Origin of the sequence: Streptomyces coacervatus (genome assembly GCF_029223485.1) — a bacterium.
Taxonomy (GTDB): domain Bacteria; phylum Actinomycetota; class Actinomycetes; order Streptomycetales; family Streptomycetaceae; genus Streptomyces; species Streptomyces coacervatus.
This window is the reverse complement of the sequence record NZ_JARHTP010000015.1, coordinates 212,026-234,096: the sequence shown is the minus strand read 5'-3', so window position 1 is coordinate 234,096 and position 22,071 is coordinate 212,026. Positions and strand designations below refer to the sequence as shown.

The window sequence follows — 22,071 nt, the reverse complement described above, 5'->3', positions numbered from 1 at the left end:
GTGCGAATTGTTCACTCTGGGGCAGCGTTGTGATGAAACGCGCTCTTCATTGAATCGGCCTGATTACTTCATAGATTCCCCCTAACCTCTGCACAGTGACGCGACAAAAGTGACTCACTGTCGCGGCAGGGGGCATTGGGGATCTGGGGGGATCTGTTGCTGACGTCTGTCTTCATCGCTGCCGTCTCGCTGGCCTTGTTCTGGATGGCGGCCTTCACCTTGTGGTGGCAGATGCACGCGTGGCGTACGCCCGAAGTGCTCGCCTCCACCCGGTTCAGCAGACCGGACGGTGACGAGCACGTCTCGTTCTCGCTGCTGCTTCCGGCGCGGCACGAGCAGGCCGTGCTGGACCACACCATCCAGCGGCTGCTGGAGTCCACACACACCGACTTCGAGATCATCGTGATCGTGGGGCACGACGACCCCGAGACCACGGCGGTGGCCGAGGCGGCCGCCGAACGCGATGCGCGCGTCCGGGTCGTCGTGGACACCCATGAGAAGAAGAACAAGCCGAAGGCCATGAACACGGCGCTGCCGCACTGCCGCGGCGATGTCGTGGGAGTCTTCGACGCCGAGGACCAGGTCCACCCCGAGCTCCTCGCGCACGTCGACCACGCCTTCCGGACGACCCGCGCGGACGTCGTGCAGGGCGGCGTCCAGCTCATCAACTTCCACTCCAGCTGGTACTCCCTGCGCAACTGCCTGGAGTACTTCTTCTGGTTCCGGTCGCGATTGCATCTGCACGCGCAGAAGGGGTTCATCCCGCTCGGCGGCAACACCGTCTTCGTACGTACGGACGTGCTGCGGGAAGCCGACGGCTGGGACCCCGACTGCCTTGCCGAGGACTGCGACCTGGGCGTGCGGCTGTCGTCCGTCGGCAAGAAGGTCGTCGTCGCCTACGACTCCGACATGGTGACCCGGGAGGAGACCCCCGGCTCGCTGATGTCGCTGCTCAAGCAGCGCACCCGCTGGAACCAGGGCTTCCTGCAGGTCTACCGGAAGAAGGACTGGAAGCAACTCCCGGGCTTCGGGCAGCGGTTGCTCGCCCGGTACACGCTGATGACGCCGTTCCTGCAGGCCTTCTCAGGGGTCGTCATTCCGCTCAACGCGGCGGTCGCGCTCTTCCTCGACGTACCGGTCGGGATCGCCTTCCTCACCTTCCTGCCGCTGGTCACTGCCGCGGTCACCTTCGTCTTCGAGGTGGTCGGACTGCACGACTTCGGCAAGCAGTACGGCCTCCGAGTCCGCCTCGTCCACTACCTCAAGCTCGTCGTGGGCGGCCCCTTCTACCAGGTCCTCCTTGCCGGGGCCGCGATCCGCGCCGTCTGGCGTGAGCAACGCGGCCGCAACGACTGGGAGCTGACCAGCCACGTCGGCGCACATCTGAACGACTCAGCGGTAATCCGAGAGGACGTCCCTGCGTGACCTCCACCCTTCCCGCGGTGACCACTCCCAAGGTCCCCGCGCAGCGGCAGCCTGCGTCCACAGTGCGTTCGATGGGCCGAACAACCCCGCCGAAGCGCCTTCGTTCCTCCCGTCCCGACCTCCTCCTGTGCGGCGCGCTCCTGGTGGCGATCCTCGTCGTACAGGGCTGGAACATCGCCGACTACCCGACGCTCAGCGACGACGAGGGCACCTATCTCGCCCAGGCCTGGGCGGTCCAGCAGGGCAGGGGACTGGCCCACTACACGTACTGGTACGACCATCCGCCCCTCGGCTGGATCCAGATAGCCGTGCTGACCTGGATCCCGTCCTGGCTCAGCCCCGGCTCGATGACCGTCGCCGACATGCGTGTCGCGATGCTGCTCGTCTCCGCGGTCAGCGCGGTCCTCGTCTACGTCCTCGCGCGCCGACTGTCGCTGCCCCGCTGGGCCGCCGGGTTCGCCATGGCGCTGTTCGGGCTCTCGCCCCTCTCGGTCGTCCTCCAGCGGGAGATCTTCCTCGACAACATCGCGGTGATGTGGACGCTCCTCGCCTTCACCCTCGCCGCCTCCCCGAGCCGTCACCTCTGGCACCACTTCGGCGCGGGACTCGCGGCCGCCACGGCCGTACTGACCAAGGAGACGATGCTCGTCGTCCTGCCCGCGGTGTTCGTCACCATGTGGCGGCACAGCCACCGGGACACCCGGAAGTTCGCGGTGACCGGCGCCGTCACCGCCTGCACGCTGATCGGCTTCAGCTATCCGCTCTTCGCCCTGCTGAAGGGCGAGCTGCTGCCCGGCGGCGGACACGTCTCGCTCTGGGACGGCATCAAGTACCAGATGACCAGGCCGGGTTCGGGCTTCGTCCTCGACCAGTCCTCCGGCTCGCACGGCGTCCTGCACTCGTGGCTCTACTACGACCGCGTCCTGCCGCTCGGCGGCCTCGCCGGTGCGCTGCTGCTGGTGGCCACCTGGCGCTGGTCGGTCACCGCCCGCGCGCTGGCCGGACCGGCCCTCACGGTCGCGATCCTCACCGCGCTCGCCCTGCGGCCCAACGGCTATCTGCCCGCGATGTACGTCATCCAGGCGCTGCCCTTCCTGGCCCTGGTCCTCGCCGGGGGCACCGCATCCGTCGCCCATGCCGTACTGCGCAGATGGCGGCGTCCCGATGAGCAGAAGTGGAAGACCGGCGGGCGGTATGCGCTCGCCGCCGTCCTCTCCCTCGCCGCCGGGGCGTATGTCGTCCCGCGCTGGTACGACGGCGACCACACCGCCGTCACCGCCGACGCCAACGCCCCCTACCGTTCCGCCTCCAAGTGGCTCACCACCGAGGTTGCGGACCCGAAGGACACCCGCGTCCTCGTCGACGACGCGCTCTGGCTGGACCTGGTGCACCACGGGTACCGGCCCGGGCTCGGCGTCATCTGGTTCTACAAGGCCGACCTCGACCCGGCCGTCACCAAGACCATGCCGCACGGCTGGAAGGACATCGACTACGTCGTCGCCTCCCCGACGGTGCGGCGCGACGCGGTGGACCTGCCCAACGTCAAGGCGGCCATTGAGCACTCCAAGCCGGTCGCGACGTTCGGCAAAGGCCCCGACCGCATCGAGATCCGGCGCATCCAGACGGCCGGTACCGCTGATGGAGGCGTCCGATGACCCACGAGTACACCGCCCGCGGAGAACTCAACGACCCCGCCGTACGCGGCGCCGAAATCGCCGAACCGGGCGCCGTCACCATCGTCGTACCGACGTACAACGAGTCCGCGAACATCCGCCAACTCCTGCACCAGATCACCGAGTCGGTGCCGTCCCGCCTGCCCTGCGAGGTCGTCTTCGTCGACGACTCCACGGACGACACCCCCGAGGTGATCCACGAGGCGGCCAAGGACTGCCCCTTCCCGGTCACCGTCCTGCACCGCGAGGAGCCGGTCGGCGGGCTCGGCGGTGCGGTCGTCGAGGGCATGAAGGCGGCAGGGTCGGACTGGATCGTCGTGATGGACGGCGACTGCCAGCATCCGCCGTCCCTGGTACCGGAGTTGGTGGCCACGGGCGAGCGCGCGAACGCCGGGCTGGTCGTCGCCTCCCGGTACATCAAGGGCGGCAGCCGCGCCGGGCTGGCCGGCAGCTACCGGGTGGCCGTGTCCCGGGGCGCGACCTGGCTGACCAAGTCGCTCTTCCCGCGCAAGCTGCGCGGCATCAGCGACCCGATGAGCGGCTTCTTCGCGATCCGGCGCGCCGACATCACCGCCGAGACGCTCAAGCCCCTCGGCTACAAGATCCTCCTCGAACTGGCCGTCCGCAGCCGCCCCCGCCAGGTCACCGAGGTGCCCTTCGTCTTCCAGGACCGGTTCGCGGGGGAGTCCAAGTCGTCGGCGCAGGAGGGCTTCCGCTTCCTGCGCCATCTAGTCGGACTGCGCACCGCCTCGCCCATCGCCCGCATGGTGGCCTTCGGCCTGATCGGCGCCAGCGGCTTCCTGCCGAACCTGGTCGGCCTGTGGGCCCTGATGGCCGTGGGCATGCACTACGTCCCCGCCGAGATCCTCGCCAACCAGTTCGGCGTCGCCTGGAACTTTGTCCTCATCGAGCATCTGCTGTTCCGCGATCGCCGCGCCCACCGGCGCTGGTGGGACCGCGTCGGCCGGGTCGCGCTGCTCGCCAACGCCGACCTGGTGCTGCGCATCCCGCTGATCGCGCTGTTCGTGAACCGGTTCGGGATGGGGGCCGTGTCCGCCACCGCGCTCGCGCTGGTGACGACGTTCGTCCTGCGCTTCGTCGGGACCGAAGCGCTGGTCTATCTGCCGCGCAGGGGGCGCGGGAGGAGCACCGCAGCAAGGAGAGCCAGTGAAGAGACACCCTAGGAGAACGGCACTGGTCGGGGTGGGGGCCCTGACCGCCGGTCTGCTGCTCACCACACCCCAGCCCGCCGAGGCCGCCAACCTCGTCAAGAACGCGGGCTTCGAGACGGACGGTACGGACGGGATGCCGTACTGCTGGGAGAAGTCCGGCTGGGGCGACAACGACTTCACCTTCGAGACGACGACCGACGCCCACTCCGGCGCCAAGGCGATGAAGGTGTCGCTCAGCCGCCGCGTCGACGGCGACCGCAAGGCGCTGATCACCGAGTCGACGGACTGCGCGCCCGTGGTGACCACGGGCAAGCAGTACGACCTGTCGCTCTGGTACAAGACGACCACGCCGGACGCGAACATCACCCTGTTCCGGCACGACACCACCGCCGGCTGGCAGTACTGGACCGACCTCAAGACCCTTGAGATGCAGTCCAGTTGGACCCAGGCGACCGTCCGCACACCCGAGATCCCGGTCGGCACCGACCGCATCACCTGGGGTGTCTCCGTCTACGGCACCGGCTCGGCGACCACCGACGACTACACGATGGACCAGGTCCCGGACGTCACCCCGCCCGCCACCTGCACCGGCACCGCGGACGAGTGCGCCAACGGCCGCTGGGACGTGCTGCCCACGCAGAACCCGGTGCGCTCCATGCACTCCGTCGTCCTCAACAACGGCAAGGTGCTGCTGATCGCCGGCTCCGGCAACAGCGAGGAGAACTTCGACGCGGGCACGTTCACCAGCGCCGTCTACAACCCGGCCGACGGGACGTACAAGGTCATCCCGACCCCGAAGGACATGTTCTGCTCCGGCCACATCCAGCTGCAGGACGGCCGGGTACTGGTGCTGAGCGGCAACAAGGCGTTCCCGGCGGCGGACGGTTCGCACGGCTACGAGGGCTACAAGGACTCGTACATCTTCGACCCGACGACCGAGACGTACAGCAAGACCAACGACCTCAACGACGGCCACTGGTACCCCTCGGCGACCGAGCTCGGCAACGGCGACGTCGTCTCCTTCGGCGGTCTGCGCGAGGACTCGACCGGTTCGGTGACCGCCGAGTACTGGTCGGACGCCCAGCAGAAGTGGCTGGCGCTGTGGCAGGTCAACCAGACCTGGTCGTACTGGGGTCTGTACCCGTCGATGATCCTGATGCAGGACGGCCGCCTCTTCTACTCGGGCAGCCATGTCTTCGGCAACAACATCCCGGGGACCGGCTCGGCGATCTACGACTACAACGCCAACACGATCACGCAGATCCCCGGCCTGCAGAACAAGGACCAGCGCGACCAGTCCGCGAGCGTGCTGCTGCCCCCGGCGCAGGACCAGAGGGTCCTCACCCTCGGTGGCGGCAACATCGACTCCAACCCGGAGGGCAACCGCCTGACGGACGTCATCGACCTCAAACAGGCCAACCCGTCGTACGTCGCCGGGCCCCCGATCCCGCAGGGCACGGTGGACCTCGGCAACGGCCCGGTGGCCGAGACCGGCAACCAGGGCAAGATGTACGTCTCCGCGGTCCTGCTGCCCGACGGCAAGGTCCTGGAGACCGGCGGCGGCCTGCACAACCGGGCCAACCCGGTCCACGAGGCCTCGCTCTACGACCCGGATTCCAACACCTTCGACCCGGTGGCCGCCGACCCCGAGGCCCGCGGCTACCACTCCTCCGCGTTCCTGCTGCCCGACGGCCGTGTGATGGCCACCGGTGACAACCCGGGCAACGGCACCTGGAACCACAACGTGTCGATCTACACCCCGCCCTACCTCCTCAAGGGCGAGCGTCCGACGATCACTTCGATGATCAACACGGAGTGGCACTACGGCGACACCCAGCGGATCACGGTCGATCACCCCATCGTCAAGGCCGAGTTGATCCGCCCGGCCGCCGTCACACACTCCTCGGACCCGAACCAGCGGTTCGTGGACCTGCCGCTGTCCGTCGACGGCAACAACGTCGACCTGAACGTGACGAGCAACCCCAACGTGGCCCCGCCCGGCTGGTACATGCTCTTCGCGGTCGACGCCAACGGCGTGCCCTCGGTGGCCAAGTGGGTGCACCTCCAGAGCCCACAGGCCCTGAGCGCCACCACCGCCGACGCCCACGTCCACTCCTTCGCCGACTCCCTCTCGGGCACGGTCGTGGGGCCGGGCAAGAAGCGCACCTCGGTGAAGGTCCCCGTCACCATCTCCGGCTGCGACCGGCACTACGGCTCGATCAACGTCTGCGTGCCGACCGTGTTCCCGAAGGGCGTGAAGAAGACGACGGCCGCGCGCTGCAGCTGGCTGAAAACGAATCACTACGGCCGCTTGAAGGTCAACGGCAAGGACGACCCGCTGGGCCTCGACCCCAACAGGGATGGGACCGCCTGCGGCAAGAAGGATCTAACGATGCGCTGAGCGCCCCGATAGGGGCGCGGGGAACTGCGCGACCAGCCACGACGGACCCGCAGTTCCCCACGGCCTGACCTTCAACCGCGCTCCCAGCGGAGCGCAAGCGCACGCTCCACGATGGCCACCAGCTGCTCGTGGTGCGCGCCCTTCCAGTACGCGCGCCCGCAGTCCCGGCACTGCGCGAAGACGTCGTACGACCGGTGTGTGCCGCCGTGCAGCTGGTCGGCCACCTCCTCCTTGGTGGCCTCCTTCAGCAGCCCGTTGCAGGCGGTGCACCGCGTCCAGGGCCTCAGCTCGGGCCGGAACCGGTCGAGGACGTCCCGGAGCTGGTCCTCGGGCCGGGTGCTGTAGACATACGCCCCGGCCCACAGTTCGCGGCGGCGCAGCAGCCCCCGGTCCCGGCTGAGCATGACCCGCTGCTCGGCGGCGGAGAGCGCGGCGAGGGCCGGGTCGCCGAGGTCCGTCGACTCGTACGCCGTGTCCACGCCGAGCAGCCGCAGCCGGCGGGCGAGGGTGCCGAGGTGGACGTCGAGGAGGAAGCGCAGGGGTGCGCCGGGGACCTGCTGGGGGCGGTCGACGGTCCGGACCTCCACACGATCGCCCGCGAACGGGATGTACGACGTGGGCACCTCGCGGCCGTCGACCCACAGGGTCCCGACCTCGGTGAGCGGGACGCCGGCCGACTCGACGACGTGGCCGAGCGTGGACATGCCGTTGGTGACGAGCGTCCGGCGGAGCTCACGCTGGACGAACGGGGCGAGCTCGGGCGCGAACTCGACGTGGATCTCGGGACCGTTCACCCGGTCAGGATGGCACGGGAGGGGCCGTGGGGCTCAGGGCTTTTCGGTGGGGAGGCCGTGTTCCAGGACGTCCAGGGCGCGGTTCATGAGTGCCCCGAGGTCGCCCCCGAAGTCGTTCTCCGCCCAGTACATGTTGACCTCCATGAGGCCGCCGATGAGGGACATCGCATAGACGCGGACCTCAAGGCTCTCCGGGTCCAGGCCGAAGCGCTCGGCGATGGCCCCCCGCATCAGGCGCCCGGTCTCCGACATGCTCTCGTACATCCGGGAACGGACGGCGGGGACCTGGACCCCGAGATGCGCCCGCAGCCGGATCACCTCGGGGCTCTCCTGCACCATGAAGTCCAGCGCCTTCTGCATGATGTGCCGCACCGACTCGATCCATGACTCATCGGCGGGCCGTGCGCGCAACTCCTCCAGCATCAGGGGGTCGTACTCGTCCGTGAGGACGATGTCCTCCTTGGTCGGGAAGTACCGGAAGACGGTCGACGGCGAGACCTCGGCCCGCTCGGCGATCTGCTCGATCGTCGTGGCGTCGTAGCCCTGCTCCTTGATCAGTGCGTATGTCGCCGTGCGGATCGCCTCCCGGGTCTTGATCTTCTTCCGCTCGCGGAGGCCGAGCTGGGGGCGGTCGGCGGGGGAGAGGGGGGAACGTGCGGCCGTCATGCTCGTCATTGTCGGGCATCGGCCTGCTCGGCGGCCATGTCCGGGGTCTCGGGCGGCGCTACGGCGGCCGGCGCGGTCTGCATGCCCGGCAGGAACGCCGCCGCCAGCAGCGCCGACACGAGCGCCGCGATCCCGCACACCAGCAGCACCAGGCCCATGCCGTGGACGTACGCGCTGTCGGCGGAGGCGGCGAGATCGGCGGAATGGGCCTTCGCGGCGACGAGGTGCGCCGCGACCACCGAGTCCCCGGCGGTGTCGGCCGCCTTGGCAGGCAGCCCGGTGACGTCGAGCCGGTCGCGGAAGGTGCCCGCGAGCAGGCTGCCGAGCAGGGCGATGCCGATCGCGCCGCCGACCTGGCGCAGCGTCATGAGCAGTCCGGAGCCGCTGCCGGCGCGGTCGCGGGGCAGGGCGCCCAGGGCGTTGCCCATCGCCGGCATGAGCGAGAAGCCGAAGCCGAGACCGGTGATCGAGAGCCACAGCGCGGTGTAGCCGTAGCCCGAGTCGACCGTCGTACGGCTGCCGAGGAATGCGGCGAAGGCCAGGACCACCAGGCCCGCGCTCACCGTGGCGCGTCCGCCGAAGCGGGCGGCGGCCTGCGGGGCCGTCCGGGAGGCGACCAGGATGCCGCCCATCATCGGCAGCAGCCGTACGCCGGTGCCGAAGGCGTCGTTGCCGAGGACGGCCTGGAGGTAGGGCGGCAGCACGAACAGCAGGCCGGACAGGACGAACATCACCAGGGTCGCGGCGATGGTGTTGAAGAGGAAGCCGCGGTGGGCGAGGAGGGTCATGTCGAGCATGGGGCGCTCGATGCGGCGTTCGCGCAGGACCAGTGCGGTGATGAGGACGACGGCTGCCGCGAACATGGCCAGGACCAGCGGGTCGCCCCAGCCGCGGGTGGGCGCCTCGATGATCGCGTAGACGAGGGCGCCGAGGCCGGTCGCGGTGAGCGCGGTGGAGACGGCGTCGACCTTGGGGGAGGCGGGGTCGCGGGTCTCGGGGAGCAGGAAGACACAGGCGGCGATGCCTATCGCGGCCATCGGGACGTTGACGAGGAAGACCGAGCCCCACCAGAAGTGGTTCAGCAGCCAGCCGCCGATGATCGGGCCGAGCGGCAGACCGAGCGCGGAGGCGGCGGAGACGATGGCGGTGGCCTTGGGCTGCTCGTCGCGGGTGAACAGCGTGGGCAGCACGGAGAGCGCGAGCGGGGTGACCAGCGCCGCGCCGACGCCCATCAGGGCACGGGCGGCGATGACCCAGTTCACGTCCCCGGCCAGCGCGCCCGCCAGCGAACCGGCGAGGAAGACCGCGAGCCCCACGATCAGCATCAGCCGCCGTCCGAAGCGGTCGCCGAGCAGTCCGGCGGGGAGCATCAGCGCCGCGAAGACGACGACGTAGGCGTCCGCCATCCACTGCTGCTGGCCGGTGGTGGCGCCGAGATCGCCGGCCATGGTCGGCAGCGCCACATTGAGGATCGTCGTGTCGAAGCCGAGGGTCAGCATGCTCGCGACGAGGGCGCCGAGAGCCCACCAGCGGCGAGGGTCCGGAGCTGCAGCTTCTGAAGTGGAAGTGTCCATGAAATGAGAGTAGCTCTCAAAATCTAGTTGCTGTCAATAGGTATCGACTTTCGGGCGGTTGGAGGCATGAAAAAAGGGCCACGGAAGTCCGTGGCCCTTCAGAGTCGGTGGTGCTAGGCGTGCTGGTACGCCACCAGCGAGATCCCCACGTAGTGGACGACGAACGCCGCGAGCGTGAGGGAGTGGAAGACCTCGTGGAAGCCGAACCAGCGCGGTGACGGGTTCGGCCGCTTGATGCCGTAGATCACGCCGCCTGCGCTGTAGAGGAGACCGCCCACGATCACCAGGACCAGCACCGCGATACCGCCCGCGCGCATGAAGTCCGGCAGGAAGAAGACGGCCGCCCAGCCCATCGCGATGTAGCAGGGGGTGTAGAGCCAGCGCGGGGCGCCGACCCAGAAGACGCGGAAGACGATGCCCGCCGCCGCGGCACCCCAGATGCCCCACAGCAGCCACTGCCCCTTCGCGCCCGGCAGCAGCAGCATTGTCAGCGGCGTGTACGTGCCCGCGATGATCAGGAAGATGTTGGCGTGATCGAGTCTGCGCAGGACGCCGTCCATGCGCGGGCTCCAGTTGCCCCGGTGGTACAGCGCGCTCACGCCGAACAGCAGGCAGGCGGTCAGGGCGAAGATCCCGCAGGCGATGCGTCCTCTGGTCGAGTCCGCGAGGGCGGTGAGTACCAGGCCCGAGACCAGCGCGGCCGGGAACATGCCGAGGTGCAGCCAGCCGCGCAGCTTCGGCTTGATCGGCTCGGCGAGCTGCTGGGCGTGCTGCTTGATCTGGTGCGGCAGGGAGGGCGCGTCGGAACCGCGGCCGGCGGCCGGCGTGTCCATTGGCGCGTCGGGGACGGGCGCAGTCATGCCCGGCATCGTACCTACGGAACCGTAAGTTGCGGATGAGGGCGGGCCGAGAACCGGTCAAGAGTGGCCATCATCTCACGGGAGTTGATGCTCTGGCCGTCAGGCAAAAGAACCTTCAGATGAACTCAACGTGCACGCAAAAACACGCTTGGAAACACTCTGCCGCGTGACGATCCCCACTCCGCTCACCTGTGAGGCCCTCTGGACATATGGGCGCGCTCGTCGGATGATCAAATGAGTGCGGTCGGCACCGGATGAGCGCTGAAGATCCAGCCACGGAAGCATCCGGGTCGCAGCCCCCACGGGGCCTCCAAAACAAAAATCCCTCATTTAGGAGCAATCGTGGCGCGCGACATCGCGGCTCCCCCCGTCATCCCCACCAAGCATCAGGAACTGGTCTCGTGGGTGAACGAGATCGCAGCACTGACCCAGCCGGACAACGTGGTCTGGTGTGACGGATCCGAGGCCGAGTACGAGCGCCTGTGCGAGGAGCTCGTGGAGAAGGGCACCTTCCGGAAACTCGACCCGATCAAGCGCCCCAACTCCTACTACGCCGCTTCCGACCCGACCGATGTCGCGCGGGTCGAGGACCGGACGTTCATCTGCTCCGAGAAGGAGGAGGACGCCGGCCCGACCAACCACTGGAAGGCCCCCGCCGAGATGCGGGAGATCTTCCAGGGCGAGAAGGGCGTCTTCCGCGGCTCGATGAAGGGCCGGACGATGTACGTCGTCCCGTTCTGCATGGGCCCCCTCGGCTCGGACCTCTCCGCGATCGGCGTCGAGATCACCGACTCCGCCTATGTCGCGGTCTCCATGCGCACGATGACGCGCATGGGGCAGCCGGTCCTGGACGAACTCGGCTCCGACGGCTTCTTCGTGAAGGCCGTCCACACGCTGGGCGCCCCGCTGGCGGAGGGCGAGGCCGACGTCCCCTGGCCCTGCAACTCCACCAAGTACATCTCGCACTTCCCCGAGTCGCGCGAGATCTGGTCCTACGGCTCCGGCTACGGCGGCAACGCCCTGCTCGGCAAGAAGTGCTACGCCCTGCGCATCGCGTCGGTGATGGCACGCGACGAGGGCTGGCTCGCGGAGCACATGCTGATCCTGAAGCTCACCCCGCCGACCGGTGAGTCCAAGTACGTCGCCGCAGCCTTCCCGAGCGCCTGCGGCAAGACCAACCTCGCCATGCTGGAGCCCACGGTCTCCGGCTGGACGGTCGAGACGATCGGCGACGACATCGCCTGGATGCGCTTCGGCGAGGACGGCCGTCTGTACGCGATCAACCCGGAGGCCGGCTTCTTCGGCGTCGCGCCCGGCACCGGTGAGCACACCAACGCCAACGCGATGAAGACGCTGTGGGGCAACTCGGTCTTCACGAACGTGGCGCTCACCGACGACAACGACATCTGGTGGGAGGGCATGACGGAGGAGACTCCGGCCCACCTGACGGACTGGAAGGGCAACGACTGGACGCCGGCGTCCGACACCCCGGCCGCCCACCCCAACGCGCGCTTCACCACCCCCGCCGCGCAGTGCCCGATCATCGCGCCGGAGTGGGAGGACCCGAGGGGTGTGCCGATCTCGGCGATCCTCTTCGGCGGCCGCCGCGCCACCGCGGTCCCGCTGGTGACGGAGTCCTTCGACTGGAACCACGGCGTCTTCCTCGGTGCCAACGTGGCGTCGGAGAAGACCGCCGCAGCCGAGGGCAAGGTCGGCGAACTGCGCCGCGACCCCTTCGCGATGCTCCCCTTCTGCGGCTACAACATGGGCGACTACATGGGCCACTGGGTCGACGTCGCCAAGGACAAGGACCAGTCGAAGCTCCCGAAGATCTACTACGTCAACTGGTTCCGCAAGAACGACCAGGGCAAGTTCGTCTGGCCCGGCTTCGGCGAGAACAGCCGCGTCCTGAAGTGGATCGTCGACCGCCTCGACGGCAGGGCGGAGGGCGTCGAGACCCCGATCGGCATCCTGCCGACCAGGGCGGCCCTGGACACCAAGGGCCTCGAACTCTCCGACTCCGACCTGGACTTCCTCCTCACGGTCGACAAGGAGGTCTGGCGTGAGGAGGCCGCCTTGGTCCCCGAGCACCTGAACACCTTCGGCGAGCACACCCCGAAGGAACTGTGGGACGAGTACCGCGCGCTGGTGCAGCGCCTGGGCTGACGTCCCTCAAGACCGGCGAGGCCGCGTACAACGGCGTGCGTGGCTGTGGGCCTGTTTCGGGGGTCCGCCGTTGCGGGTTTGTGCGGTGTGCCGGGTGCGGGTTCGTTGTGGCTTGTCGCGCAGTTCCCCGCGCCCCTTAAGGCGTTGCTGTGAGCGGTCGTGCACTGCAGCCCCCCCAAGGGGCGCGGGGAACTGCGCGAACGGCCACGACGAACCCGCAGCCGCAAAACCAGAGGAACCCCCACGGCGATCAGGCACCGCCGCCCAAGCCAACGCAGTGCTGTGGCACCCGGTCCGCGCGTCGCTGCGGGTGCACGCGGACCGGGGCCGTCAAGGGAGCCCGAGGGCTCAGCGGGACGCGAGCTCGCGCGGCTCCAGCGCCGCCGCGTGCACATCCATCTGCTCGGCGGCAAGAATCGCGGCCGCCGTGTCCGCCCGCGACGCCGCCACGACCAGCGCACGCCCCGCGAGGGCATGGGCCCGCTGGTGCAGGGCCACGGGGTCGTCGTCGGACGCCGCCGCGGACATGCGGACCGGCGTCACACCGCCCCGCAACCGCGCCACCTGCACGGTGAGCCGCTCGGCCGCGGTGTCCAGGTCCTCGGAAGGGGCGGCGGCGCGCAACTCGTCCGTGACGGCGAGCAGTGCCCCGAGATGCCCCGCGAGCTGGATGTCCAGCTCCTCCTCACGGGACCGGTGGGGGAAGTCGGAGGTCGTGCCGGCCATCGTGCTGTGGACCGACTTGGTGCGGATCGGTTCGTACATGGATGGCCTCCTGTGCTGTCAGGAAACCATCCTAGCTTAGATTTCGTCTAAAGTTGGCTGTAGCCGTCGAGGAAGTTCCCGATCCGGGTGACCGCATCCCGTAGATCCCCGACCGACGGCAGGGTCACGACCCGGAAGTGGTCGGGCTCGGACCAGTTGAACCCGGTCCCCTGCACGACCATGATCTTCTCGCGGCGCAGCAGGTCCAGAACCATCCGCCGGTCGTCCTTGATCTTGAACACCTTGGGGTCGAGGCGCGGGAAGAGATACAGCGCACCCTTCGGCTTCACGCAGCTCACGCCCGGGATCTGGGTGAGCAGCTCGTACGCGACGTCCCGCTGCTCCTTCAGTCGCCCGCCCGGCAGCACCAGATCGTTGATCGTCTGCCGCCCGCTCAGCGCGGCGACCACGCCGTGCTGTCCCGGCATGTTCGCGCACAGGCGCATGTTGGCCAGGATCGTCAGGCCCTCGATGTACGAGTCCGCATGTGCGCGCGGCCCGGAGATCGACATCCAGCCGACCCGGTAGCCGGCGACGCGGTACGCCTTCGACATGCCGTTGAAGGTGAGGGTCAGCAGGTCGGGGGCGATGGCGGCGGTCGCCGTGTGCGTGGCGCCGTCGTAGAGGATCTTGTCGTAGATCTCGTCGGAGCAGACGAGCAGATTGTGGCGGCGGGCGATGTCCGTCAAGCCCTTGATCATCGCCTCGTCGTACACGGCCCCCGTCGGGTTGTTGGGGTTGATGATGACGATCGCCTTGGTGCGGTCGGTGACCTTGCGCTCGACGTCCGCGAGGTCGGGCATCCAGTCGGACTGCTCGTCGCAGCGGTAGTGCACGGCCGTCCCGCCGGAGAGCGAGACGGCGGCGGTCCACAGGGGGTAGTCGGGCGACGGTACGAGGACCTCGTCGCCGTCGTCGAGCAGGCCCTGCATGGCCATCACGATCAGCTCGGAGACGCCGTTGCCGACGAAGACGTGTTCGACGTCCGTCTCGATGCCGAGGGTCTGGTTGTGCATCACGACCGCCCGGCGTGCGGCCAGCAGGCCCTTTGCGTCGCCGTAGCCGTGCGCCGTCGACACGTTGCGGAGGATGTCCTCCAGGATCTCGGGCGGGCACTCGAAGCCGAACGCCGCCGGGTTCCCCGTGTTCAGCTTGAGGATGCGGTGCCCGGCCGCCTCGAGCCGCATCGCCTCCTCGAGCACCGGGCCCCGGATCTCGTAACAGACGTTGGCGAGCTTGGTCGACTGGATCACCTGCATGTCTGGGAGCTTACGGCCCGGTAACGCCCCGCGGGCCGTGTTATCCGCCACGTGAGACGGATGGTTTGGGCTGTTATCGCCGGTAGCTGTCCCAGGAGTCCCGCCCGTCTCTACAATGCGCGGCCATGTCCAGGCCATCTGAGTACGAGAACGGGACGAACGGTGCCGCCCAGGGTCCGCCGAACGTGTACCACCCGAGGCCGGAGTCGGCCCCCTCGTATGAGGAGTACGCCGATCCGGCCGTCGCACATGGCTGGCTGAACGCGTATGACGAGACGCGTGAGATGCCTCCGGTGGTGGACGGGCCTTCCCGGCGGAAGCACAGGCGCTCCGCGGGGAGGGGGGCTGTTGGCCGTCGGTCGTCTGGCGGTCCGTCGCGGCTTGTCGCGCAGTTCCCCGCGCCCCTTAAGGGGGCTGCCGTCGTCGGTGGTGTGGTGGTCGCCCTGATTGCCGGGTTCTCTTTCGCTGGGTCTTCCTCCCACCCTGCGGGCGGGGCGCAAGGCAAGGAAGACAGCACGGCCCCGGCGGCCGCCGATACCGCCGGGTCGACGGCTGCGGAGTCCTCCGGTGGGGCGGTCGCCGTTCCCTCTTCCGGAGGTGGGGCGGATTCCTCGGGTACTGCTTCCCCGAGTCCGAGTCCGAGTGCGTCCATCAGTCGCACGCCTTCCGGGGGCGCGACCCGGGAGCCCTCGACCGGGGCCTCCGCACCCGCTCCGAGCAGGAGCGTCTCGGGGCCGGGCAACTCCGGCAGCAAACCCGGACATGGCCAGGGCGGTACGAAGGGTCCCAAGTAGCCCCAGGGCTCGATAAGTTGGTCCCGTCGAGCAGGGGTATGTGCACCCAAACGCGCCAACTGCGGTCCTGAAGCAACTCCTTGCCCAACCGCCCCTCTCCCCCCACAATGCACATGTCAAATCTATGGGCGGCCGGAAAATCTCCGGTCGCCCAAGTCGCAAGAGGGGACCCCCACATGAAGAAGCCTCTCCTCGCCGTGCTCTCAGCCCTGGTGATATCCGGGGCGGGCATGGCACCCGCGGTCGCAGCGCCCGTGCTCGCGGACGGCGCGGCCGGCAAGACGGTGACGAAGACGGCCACGCCCAAGGTCAAGGCCGTCAACTTCGCCGGCACCGTGGCGCTCAGCAACTGCTCCGGCTCCGTCATCCGCTTCCCGAACTCCGCGGACACCGACCCGGCGCTCGTCATGACCAACGGCCACTGCCTGGAGACCGGGTTCCCGGAGCCGGGCGAGGTCATCGTCGACCAGGCCTCCAGCCGTTCGTTCAGCCTGCTCAACTCCTCCGCCACCAAGGTCGGGACGCTGCGCGCGAGCAAGGTCGCGTACTCGACGATGACGGACACGGACGTCACGATCTACCAGCTCACCACCACCTACGCGAAGATCAAGAGCTCGTACGGCATCAGCCCGCTGACGGTTCAGGACACGCACCCCACCGCCGGCACCGCGATCACGGTCGTCTCCGGCTACTGGAAGAAGACGTACGCCTGCAATGTCGACGGCTTCGTCTACCGCCTCAAGGAGGGCGACTGGACCTGGAAGGACTCGCTCCGGTACACCTCCGCCTGCCAGACCATCGGCGGCACCTCGGGCTCGCCCGTCGTCGACAACGCCACCGGCAAGGTCGTCGCCGTCAACAACACCGGCAACGAGGACGGTGAGCGGTGCACCGAGAACAACCCGTGTGAGGTCGACGAGAGCGGCAACGTGACCGTCCGCCAGGGCATCAACTACGCCGAGGAGACGTACCAGATCCCGGCGTGCTTCGGCACGGGCAACAAGCTGAACCTGAGCGCCAGCGGTTGCACGCTGCCCAAGCCGTAGGTCATCGCCCCACGGCGTTCCGTCGCACGGGACTGCGACGGACCGCCCGGCCCGCCAGTACGTCCGTCCGTCGGCCGTCCTCGATGACGAAACGGCCGTCGACGAGGACATACGGAATACCCGTCGAGAGCGTGCGCGGATGTTCGTATGTCGCCCCTGCCGCCACTGTCGCCGGGTCGAACAGGACCAGGTCCGCCCGGTAGCCCTCGCGGACCAGGCCCCGGTCCGGCAGGCGTAGTCGCGCCGCCGGGCGCGAGGTCAGGTGGGCCACGCACTCCTCCAGTGACAGTACGTCCAACTCCCTTACGTATCGGCCGAGATACTGCGGGAACGTGCCGTAGGCGCGTGGGTGCGGCTTGGTGCCCTGGAGGATGCCGTCCGAGCCGCCGGTGTGGACCGGGTGGCGCATGATCGTCTGTACGTTCTCCTCGTGGCCGACGTGCTGCAGGATCGTCGAGCCCAGGCTGTCGGCGAGGAGCAGATGGCGGGCGGTGGTCCACGGGGTCTCGCCGCGTGCCTCCGCCGACTGCTGGATCGTACGGCCGACGAAATCGCCCAGGCCCGGGTCCGCGACACCCGAGATCTCGATCGTGTCCCACTCGATGGGCACCCCGTGGCAGCCGTCCGCGCCCACGACCTCCATGTGGTGGCGGATGCGTTCGGCGGTGTCGTCGTGCGCCAGGCGCTTCAGGATCGCTTCCGGTCCGCCCTCGCTCGCCCAACTGGGCAGCATGGCCACGAGAGTTGTGGAGCCGGGGGTGTAGGGGTACGTGTCCAGGCTGATGTCGGCCCCGGAGGCGAGGGCCTCGTCCAGCAACCGCAGCAGCTCGGGCCCGCGGCCCTTGTTCACGCCGAAGTTCATGGTGGCGTGTGCCAGGTGGAGCGAGCAGCCCGCCTCCCGGGTCAGGGCCACCATCTCCGCGTACGCCTCCAGGGCCCCGGCGCCGTACGAGCGGTGGTGCGGGCAGTAGTAGCCGCCGTACGACGCCACCACCCGGCACAGCTCGGTCAGTTCGGCGTCCTTGGCGTACATGCCCGGCGTGTACGTCAGCCCGGACGACATGCCGACCGCGCCCTGCTCCATGCCCTCCGCGACCAACTGCCGCATCCGGTCCAGCTCTTCGGAGGTCGCCTCGCGGTCCTCCCAGCCGACGGCGAGCATACGGACCGTCCCCTGGGGGATGAGATAGGCCGCGTTCACCGCGATGCCCTGATCCAGCCGGTCCAGGTACTCGCCCACCGAACGCCAGTCGAAGTCGATGTCGTCGCCGTGGCCGTTCCAGCCGGTGATCGCGCGGCGCACCTCGGCGAGGGTGCGGTCGTCGACGGGGGCGTACGACAGTCCGTCCTGGCCCAGGACTTCGAGGGTGACCCCCTGGGCGGCCTTGGCGCTGTGGTCCGGGTCGCGGAGCAGGGCCAGGTCGCTGTGGGCGTGCATGTCGATGAAACCGGGGGAGAGGGCCAGTCCCTCCGCGTCCAACTCCCTCCGGGCCTTGGGGCGTTGGCAGCCCGCGGCGGCCGCCTCCTTGACGATCGAGACGATCCTGCCGCCGTCGATCACCACGTCCGCGCGGTACGACGGCTCACCGCTGCCGTCCACGACATCCGCGTCCCGGATGACGAGTTCTTCCACGGCCGTACCTCCTGTCGTTCTGTCGTCTCCAGAACGTCGTTTCTAGAAGAACGTGCGGATGTAGTCGACGACCGTGCCGTCCGCTTCGACCAGCGGGATCAGCTGCCACTTGTCGAACGACGTGCACGGGTGGGACAGGCCCATGCCCAGCCAGTCCCCGACCTCCAGGTCCGCCTCGGCGGTCGTACGCAGCCATGCGTGCTGGTCGGACAGGGCGGTCACCGAGATGCCGGTGGCCGGGCGCTCGGTGCCGTCCCGGTGGACGACCTGGGCGAAGGGGAGGTCGAGGTCGTACGCCGCGTCCCGCTTGCCGGCGTTGACGAAGGCCTGCTCGGGAGAGGGGCGGGAGACGACCTGGGCCCAGAGCCGGAAGGCGGGCTCCAGGGCGCCCTCCTCCGGGACGCGGTTGAAGGGGGTGATCTTGCGGTAGTGGCCGTCGTCGTGGGAGACGTAGGCGCCGGAGCGCAGCAACTTCAGTACGGGGGCAGAGAGTTCGGGGAGCTCGGCGAACACGTCGGCCACCGCGTCGAACCAGGCGCTGCCGCCCGCGCTCACGACGATCTCGTCCAGTCCCGCGAACCGCCCCGCCTTGTCGAAGTCCGCGGCCAGCGCCACCAGCCGCCGCAGCCATGCGTGCACCCGCTCGGGGTCGGCCTGCGGGACCTCGCCCTCGTAGCCCGCGACACCGACGAGCCGCAGGGTGGACGTGGCTGCCACCGCGTCCGCCACCGCCGCGCACTCCGCCTCCGTACGGACCCCTGTGCGGGCGCCCTCGCCGGCGGCGAGCTCGACGACCACGTCCAGCGGCCGCGAGGCCCCCTGCAGCGCCGCGTCCATCAGCTGCACCCCGCGCACGGAGTCGACGTAGCAGACGAGGCGGAAGCCGGGGTCGGCGTCGAGCTCGGCCGAGATCCACTGCAGGGCGGCCGGGTCGACGACCTCGTTGGCGAGGAAGACCCGCTGGATCCCGAACGCCCGCGCCACCCGCACCTGGTGGGGCACCGCAAGGGTGATGCCCCAGGCGCCGCGCTCGATCTGCTGCTCGAACAGCTGGGGCGCCATGGTGGTCTTGCCGTGCGGGGCGAAGGCGAGGCCGTGGCGGGTCGCATACGTCTCCATGAGCGCGAGGTTGTGCTCCAGACGCTCGGCCGACAGGGCGAGGACGGGGGTGGCGAAGCCGCCGGTGAAGAGGTTGCGGCGCTGGGCTGCCAGCTCGCCGACGGTCAGGCCGTCGGCGTCCGGCGGGAGGCCCTTGAAGCGGTGGTCGACGCGTTCCCCGGCGAGTCGGGCGAGGGCTTCCGTGCCCATGAGGCCTCCCTGATCAGGTGCGTTGCACTAGCTGCAACCGTCGTTGCGTGTATCGCTTACCGCTGTCTAACATCTCGGCCAATGCCGGGTCAACGACACCGCTGCGCTCGCCCGCCACCGCACCGAGGAGTTACGACGATCGTGACCGCGACCGGACCTTGCAATGCCCTCGACGGCGCCGCTGCCGTCGAGGTCGTCGATGTCGTCACGCTCGGCGAGTCCATGGTCACGTTCCTGCCCTCCCGCCCCGGCCGCCTCGCCGACGTCCCCTCCTTCGACCGCGCCATCGGCGGCGCGGAGTCCAACGTGGCCTGCACGCTGGCCGCCGCCGGGCACTCCGTGCGCTGGGTGAGCAGGGTCGGCGCCGACGGGTTCGGCGACCACCTGGTCGAGGCGATCGGGGCGTACGGCGTCGACGTCACCGCCGTACGACGGGACCCGGCGCGCCCGACCGGCATCTACTTCCGTACGGCGGGGGACCGGGCGACGGACGCCCACGAGGTGGCGTACTACCGGGCCGGGTCCGCGGCCTCCGCGATGTCCGTCGGCAACACGGACCTGGACGCGGTGCGCGCGGGGCGGGTGCTGCATCTCTCGGGGATCACGGCGGCGCTGTCGGGGGAGTGCCTGGGCTTGCTGCGTGCACTGACGGTGCCAGTGTCTGGGAGGCCGCTGGTGTCGTTCGACGTGAACTATCGGGCGGGGCTGTGGGCGGACGCCGACGGGGCGGGGGTGCTGCTGGAGCTGGCGCGCAGGGCTGATGTCGTGTTCGTGGGGGAGGACGAGGCGGAGGAGGCGTGGGGGGTCGCGGGGGGACCGGAGGCGGTACGGGCTGCGCTGCCGGAACCCGGTGTGTTGGTGGTGAAGCAAGGAGCAGCAGGGGCGACGGCATTCGTCTCAGCCGCACGTAGCTGCGGGCAGTCGTGCCGCTGGGGCGGCTCCCGACCCAAGGAGAGCGGCACCCGGCAAGCGCCGGCGAGCGACACCCACCCCCGCCCAGCCCCCACGCCGAGCACCTTCGTCCCCGCCCTCACCGTCGACGTCGTAGCAACCATCGGCGCCGGCGACGCCTTCGCGGCCGGGTTCCTCTCCGCCACCCTGCGCGGCCTGCCGGTCCGCGACCGCCTGCGTCACGGCCACCTCACTGCGGCAGCCGCCCTCACCGCCCCCGGCGACCTCGCCGTACCTCCCGCGCGCCACCACGCCGACCGCCTGGCCGCCCTCGACGACCAGGCGTGGGGGAGACTTCGACTCGGCCCCGGCTGGACGCAAGCCGACCAGGCCCCGGAGGAGGTACGCACCCCATGAGCCAGACCGTCGACCGCGCACTCAGCATCCTGCCGCTGCTCGCCGAGGGCCCCGCCGACCTCGGCCAGGTCGCCGACCGCCTGGGCGTGCACAAGTCCACGGCCCTCCGTCTGCTGCGGACGCTGCACGAGCACGGCCTGGTCTACCGCCAGTCCGACCAGCGCTACCGCCTCGGCGCCCGCCTGATCGCGCTCGCCCAGGAGGCCATGGAGAACCTCGACATCCGCGAGATCGCCCACCCCCACCTCGTACGACTCAACGAGCAGTGCGGGCACACCGTCCATCTCGCGGTGTACGAGGAGTCCGAGGTCCTCTACATCGACAAGGTGGAGAGCCGGTACCCGGTCCGGATGTACTCACGGATCGGCAAGCCGGTGGCGATCACCGTCGCCGCCGTCGCGAAACTGCTCCTCGCCGACCTCTCCGAAGCCGAGCGCCGCGCCCTCGCCGACAAGCTCGAATACCCCATGTACACCTCCCGATCCACCCCCAACGCCCCTGCTTTCCTACGGGAGTTGGAGAAGGTGCGCGAACAGGGCTGGGCCACCGACCTCGGCGGGCACGAGGAGTCCATCAACTGCGTCGCCGCGCCGATCCGCGGCGGGGACGGCCGCGTGGTCGCCGCGATGTCGGTCTCCGCGCCGAACGTCGTCGTCACCGCCGAGGAACTCCTCACCCTGCTCCCGCTGGTGCGCCGCACGGCCGACGCGATCAGCGGGGAGTACTCCGGAAGAACGCCAGTGAAGGACGGCCTGTGACCGAGAAGATCGCACTCACCCCCAAGACCCACACCACCCCGCCCGCGAAGTTCTCCCACGGCGTCAGGAAGGGCAACATCCTTCAGGTCGCGGGCCAGGTCGGCTTCCTGCCCGCCGAGGAGGGCAAGCCCCCCACGCCCGCCGGCCCGACCCTGCGCGAACAGACCCTCCAGACCCTCGCCAACGTCAAGGCGATCCTGGCGGAGGGCGGTGCGAGCTGGGACGACGTGATGATGATCCGCGTCTATCTCACGGACGTCGACCACTTCGCCGAGATGAACGGCATCTACAACACCTATTTCGAGGAACAGGGCCTCACCCAGCCGCCCGCCGCGCGCACGACGGTCTACGTCGGTCTGCCCGCGGGGCTCCTCATCGAGATCGACGCGCTGGCCGTACTCGGCTGACGCTCCCTCAACTCCCGCACGTCGTACACGGCATGGCACCTCCCGGGGTGCCATGCCGCGAT

The 22,071-nt window shown here is 69.3% G+C and carries 17 protein-coding genes; 9 read left to right on the top strand and 8 right to left on the bottom strand.

What is annotated here, in order from left to right; all coding sequences use genetic code 11:
* Positions 1–156 precede the first annotated feature (156 nt).
* From P2Q00_RS33085 to P2Q00_RS33070, 4 genes are read left to right on the top strand one after another with little or no spacing between them, the layout of a single operon-like run.
* A complete protein-coding gene (locus tag P2Q00_RS33085) occupies positions 157–1,425 on the top strand; it encodes a glycosyltransferase (RefSeq protein ID WP_275777161.1) in 1,269 nt (422 codons plus the stop codon).
* Positions 1,422–3,080, top strand: coding sequence for an ArnT family glycosyltransferase (locus tag P2Q00_RS33080; RefSeq protein ID WP_275777159.1), 1,659 nt, complete (start codon positions 1,422–1,424; stop codon positions 3,078–3,080). Before P2Q00_RS33085 ends, P2Q00_RS33080 begins: the two co-directional genes overlap by 4 nt.
* The gene (locus tag P2Q00_RS33075) at positions 3,077–4,282 is read left to right on the top strand and encodes a glycosyltransferase (RefSeq protein ID WP_275777157.1); all 1,206 of its coding nucleotides are present in this window, start codon (positions 3,077–3,079) and stop codon (positions 4,280–4,282) included. The genes P2Q00_RS33080 and P2Q00_RS33075 overlap by 4 nt, the downstream gene beginning before the upstream one ends.
* On the top strand, positions 4,266–6,671 hold the full coding sequence (locus tag P2Q00_RS33070) for a galactose oxidase family protein (protein WP_275777156.1): 2,406 nt from the start codon (positions 4,266–4,268) through the stop codon (positions 6,669–6,671). Before P2Q00_RS33075 ends, P2Q00_RS33070 begins: the two co-directional genes overlap by 17 nt.
* Before the next feature lie 71 nt (positions 6,672–6,742).
* Here the strand turns inward: P2Q00_RS33070 and P2Q00_RS33065 are convergent, their stop codons facing one another.
* The 4 genes from P2Q00_RS33065 to trhA all read right to left on the bottom strand — a co-directional run bounded on the left by P2Q00_RS33065 (position 6,743) and on the right by trhA (position 10,565).
* The gene (locus tag P2Q00_RS33065) at positions 6,743–7,465 is read right to left on the bottom strand and encodes a Mut7-C RNAse domain-containing protein (RefSeq protein ID WP_275777154.1); all 723 of its coding nucleotides are present in this window, start codon (positions 7,463–7,465) and stop codon (positions 6,743–6,745) included.
* 33 nt (positions 7,466–7,498) lie between these two features.
* Positions 7,499–8,131 carry a TetR/AcrR family transcriptional regulator gene (locus P2Q00_RS33060; protein ID WP_439145907.1) on the bottom strand — a complete coding sequence of 211 codons (633 nt, stop codon included), beginning with the start codon at positions 8,129–8,131 and terminating at the stop codon, positions 7,499–7,501.
* Positions 8,132–8,136: 5 nt separating this feature from the next.
* Positions 8,137–9,705, bottom strand: a complete 1,569-nt coding sequence (locus P2Q00_RS33055) for a DHA2 family efflux MFS transporter permease subunit (protein ID WP_275777150.1) — start codon at positions 9,703–9,705, stop codon at positions 8,137–8,139.
* A gap of 113 nt (positions 9,706–9,818) precedes the next feature.
* The gene (gene trhA, locus P2Q00_RS33050; protein WP_275777148.1) at positions 9,819–10,565 is read right to left on the bottom strand and encodes a PAQR family membrane homeostasis protein TrhA; all 747 of its coding nucleotides are present in this window, start codon (positions 10,563–10,565) and stop codon (positions 9,819–9,821) included.
* Positions 10,566–10,907: 342 nt separating this feature from the next.
* On the opposite strand from trhA, the gene P2Q00_RS33045 reads away from it, so the two are divergent.
* Positions 10,908–12,731 carry a phosphoenolpyruvate carboxykinase (GTP) gene (locus P2Q00_RS33045; protein ID WP_275777146.1) on the top strand — a complete coding sequence of 608 codons (1,824 nt, stop codon included), beginning with the start codon at positions 10,908–10,910 and terminating at the stop codon, positions 12,729–12,731.
* A gap of 348 nt (positions 12,732–13,079) precedes the next feature.
* Here the strand turns inward: P2Q00_RS33045 and P2Q00_RS33040 are convergent, their stop codons facing one another.
* Together P2Q00_RS33040 and P2Q00_RS33035 are read right to left on the bottom strand one after the other, a co-directional pair.
* Positions 13,080–13,496, bottom strand: a complete 417-nt coding sequence (locus tag P2Q00_RS33040; protein ID WP_275777144.1) for an SCO4983 family protein — start codon at positions 13,494–13,496, stop codon at positions 13,080–13,082.
* 47 nt (positions 13,497–13,543) lie between these two features.
* Positions 13,544–14,755, bottom strand: coding sequence for a pyridoxal phosphate-dependent aminotransferase (locus P2Q00_RS33035; protein WP_275777143.1), 1,212 nt, complete (start codon positions 14,753–14,755; stop codon positions 13,544–13,546).
* Positions 14,756–15,725: 970 nt separating this feature from the next.
* On the opposite strand from P2Q00_RS33035, the gene P2Q00_RS33030 reads away from it, so the two are divergent.
* Entirely contained in the window at positions 15,726–16,595 is an 870-nt protein-coding gene (locus tag P2Q00_RS33030) for a S1 family peptidase (protein WP_275777141.1), read from the top strand.
* A gap of 1 nt (position 16,596) precedes the next feature.
* Here the strand turns inward: P2Q00_RS33030 and P2Q00_RS33025 are convergent, their stop codons facing one another.
* The gene (locus P2Q00_RS33025; protein WP_275777139.1) at positions 16,597–18,228 is read right to left on the bottom strand and encodes an N-acyl-D-amino-acid deacylase family protein; all 1,632 of its coding nucleotides are present in this window, start codon (positions 18,226–18,228) and stop codon (positions 16,597–16,599) included.
* Between the two features lie 42 nt (positions 18,229–18,270).
* A complete protein-coding gene (locus tag P2Q00_RS33020; protein WP_275777138.1) occupies positions 18,271–19,536 on the bottom strand; it encodes an amino acid deaminase in 1,266 nt (421 codons plus the stop codon).
* Between the two features lie 141 nt (positions 19,537–19,677).
* Here P2Q00_RS33020 and P2Q00_RS33015 point away from each other — a divergent pair, with 141 nt between their 5' ends.
* Genes P2Q00_RS33015 through P2Q00_RS33005 form a run of 3 tightly spaced genes read left to right on the top strand, consistent with a single transcriptional unit; the run spans position 19,678 to position 22,009 of the window.
* Positions 19,678–20,844 (top strand): sugar kinase, encoded by a 1,167-nt coding sequence (locus P2Q00_RS33015; RefSeq protein ID WP_275777137.1) that lies wholly within the window; start codon positions 19,678–19,680, stop codon positions 20,842–20,844.
* Entirely contained in the window at positions 20,841–21,602 is a 762-nt protein-coding gene (locus P2Q00_RS33010) for an IclR family transcriptional regulator (protein WP_275777136.1), read from the top strand. Before P2Q00_RS33015 ends, P2Q00_RS33010 begins: the two co-directional genes overlap by 4 nt.
* Positions 21,599–22,009, top strand: coding sequence for a RidA family protein (locus P2Q00_RS33005; protein WP_275777135.1), 411 nt, complete (start codon positions 21,599–21,601; stop codon positions 22,007–22,009). Before P2Q00_RS33010 ends, P2Q00_RS33005 begins: the two co-directional genes overlap by 4 nt.
* Positions 22,010–22,071: the final 62 nt, after the last annotated feature.

Coding starts and splice junctions, on each gene's coding strand:
- P2Q00_RS33055 (WP_275777150.1), bottom strand. CDS start 9,705: ATGGACACTTCCACTTCAGAAGCTGCAGCTCCGGACCCTCGCCGCTGG.
- P2Q00_RS33075 (WP_275777157.1), top strand. CDS start 3,077: ATGACCCACGAGTACACCGCCCGCGGAGAACTCAACGACCCCGCCGTA.
- P2Q00_RS33030 (WP_275777141.1), top strand. CDS start 15,726: ATGAAGAAGCCTCTCCTCGCCGTGCTCTCAGCCCTGGTGATATCCGGG.
- P2Q00_RS33060 (WP_439145907.1), bottom strand. CDS start 8,131: ATGACGGCCGCACGTTCCCCCCTCTCCCCCGCCGACCGCCCCCAGCTC.
- P2Q00_RS33010 (WP_275777136.1), top strand. CDS start 20,841: ATGAGCCAGACCGTCGACCGCGCACTCAGCATCCTGCCGCTGCTCGCC.
- P2Q00_RS33035 (WP_275777143.1), bottom strand. CDS start 14,755: ATGCAGGTGATCCAGTCGACCAAGCTCGCCAACGTCTGTTACGAGATC.
- P2Q00_RS33040 (WP_275777144.1), bottom strand. CDS start 13,496: ATGTACGAACCGATCCGCACCAAGTCGGTCCACAGCACGATGGCCGGC.
- trhA (WP_275777148.1), bottom strand. CDS start 10,565: ATGACTGCGCCCGTCCCCGACGCGCCAATGGACACGCCGGCCGCCGGC.
- P2Q00_RS33020 (WP_275777138.1), bottom strand. CDS start 19,536: ATGGGCACGGAAGCCCTCGCCCGACTCGCCGGGGAACGCGTCGACCAC.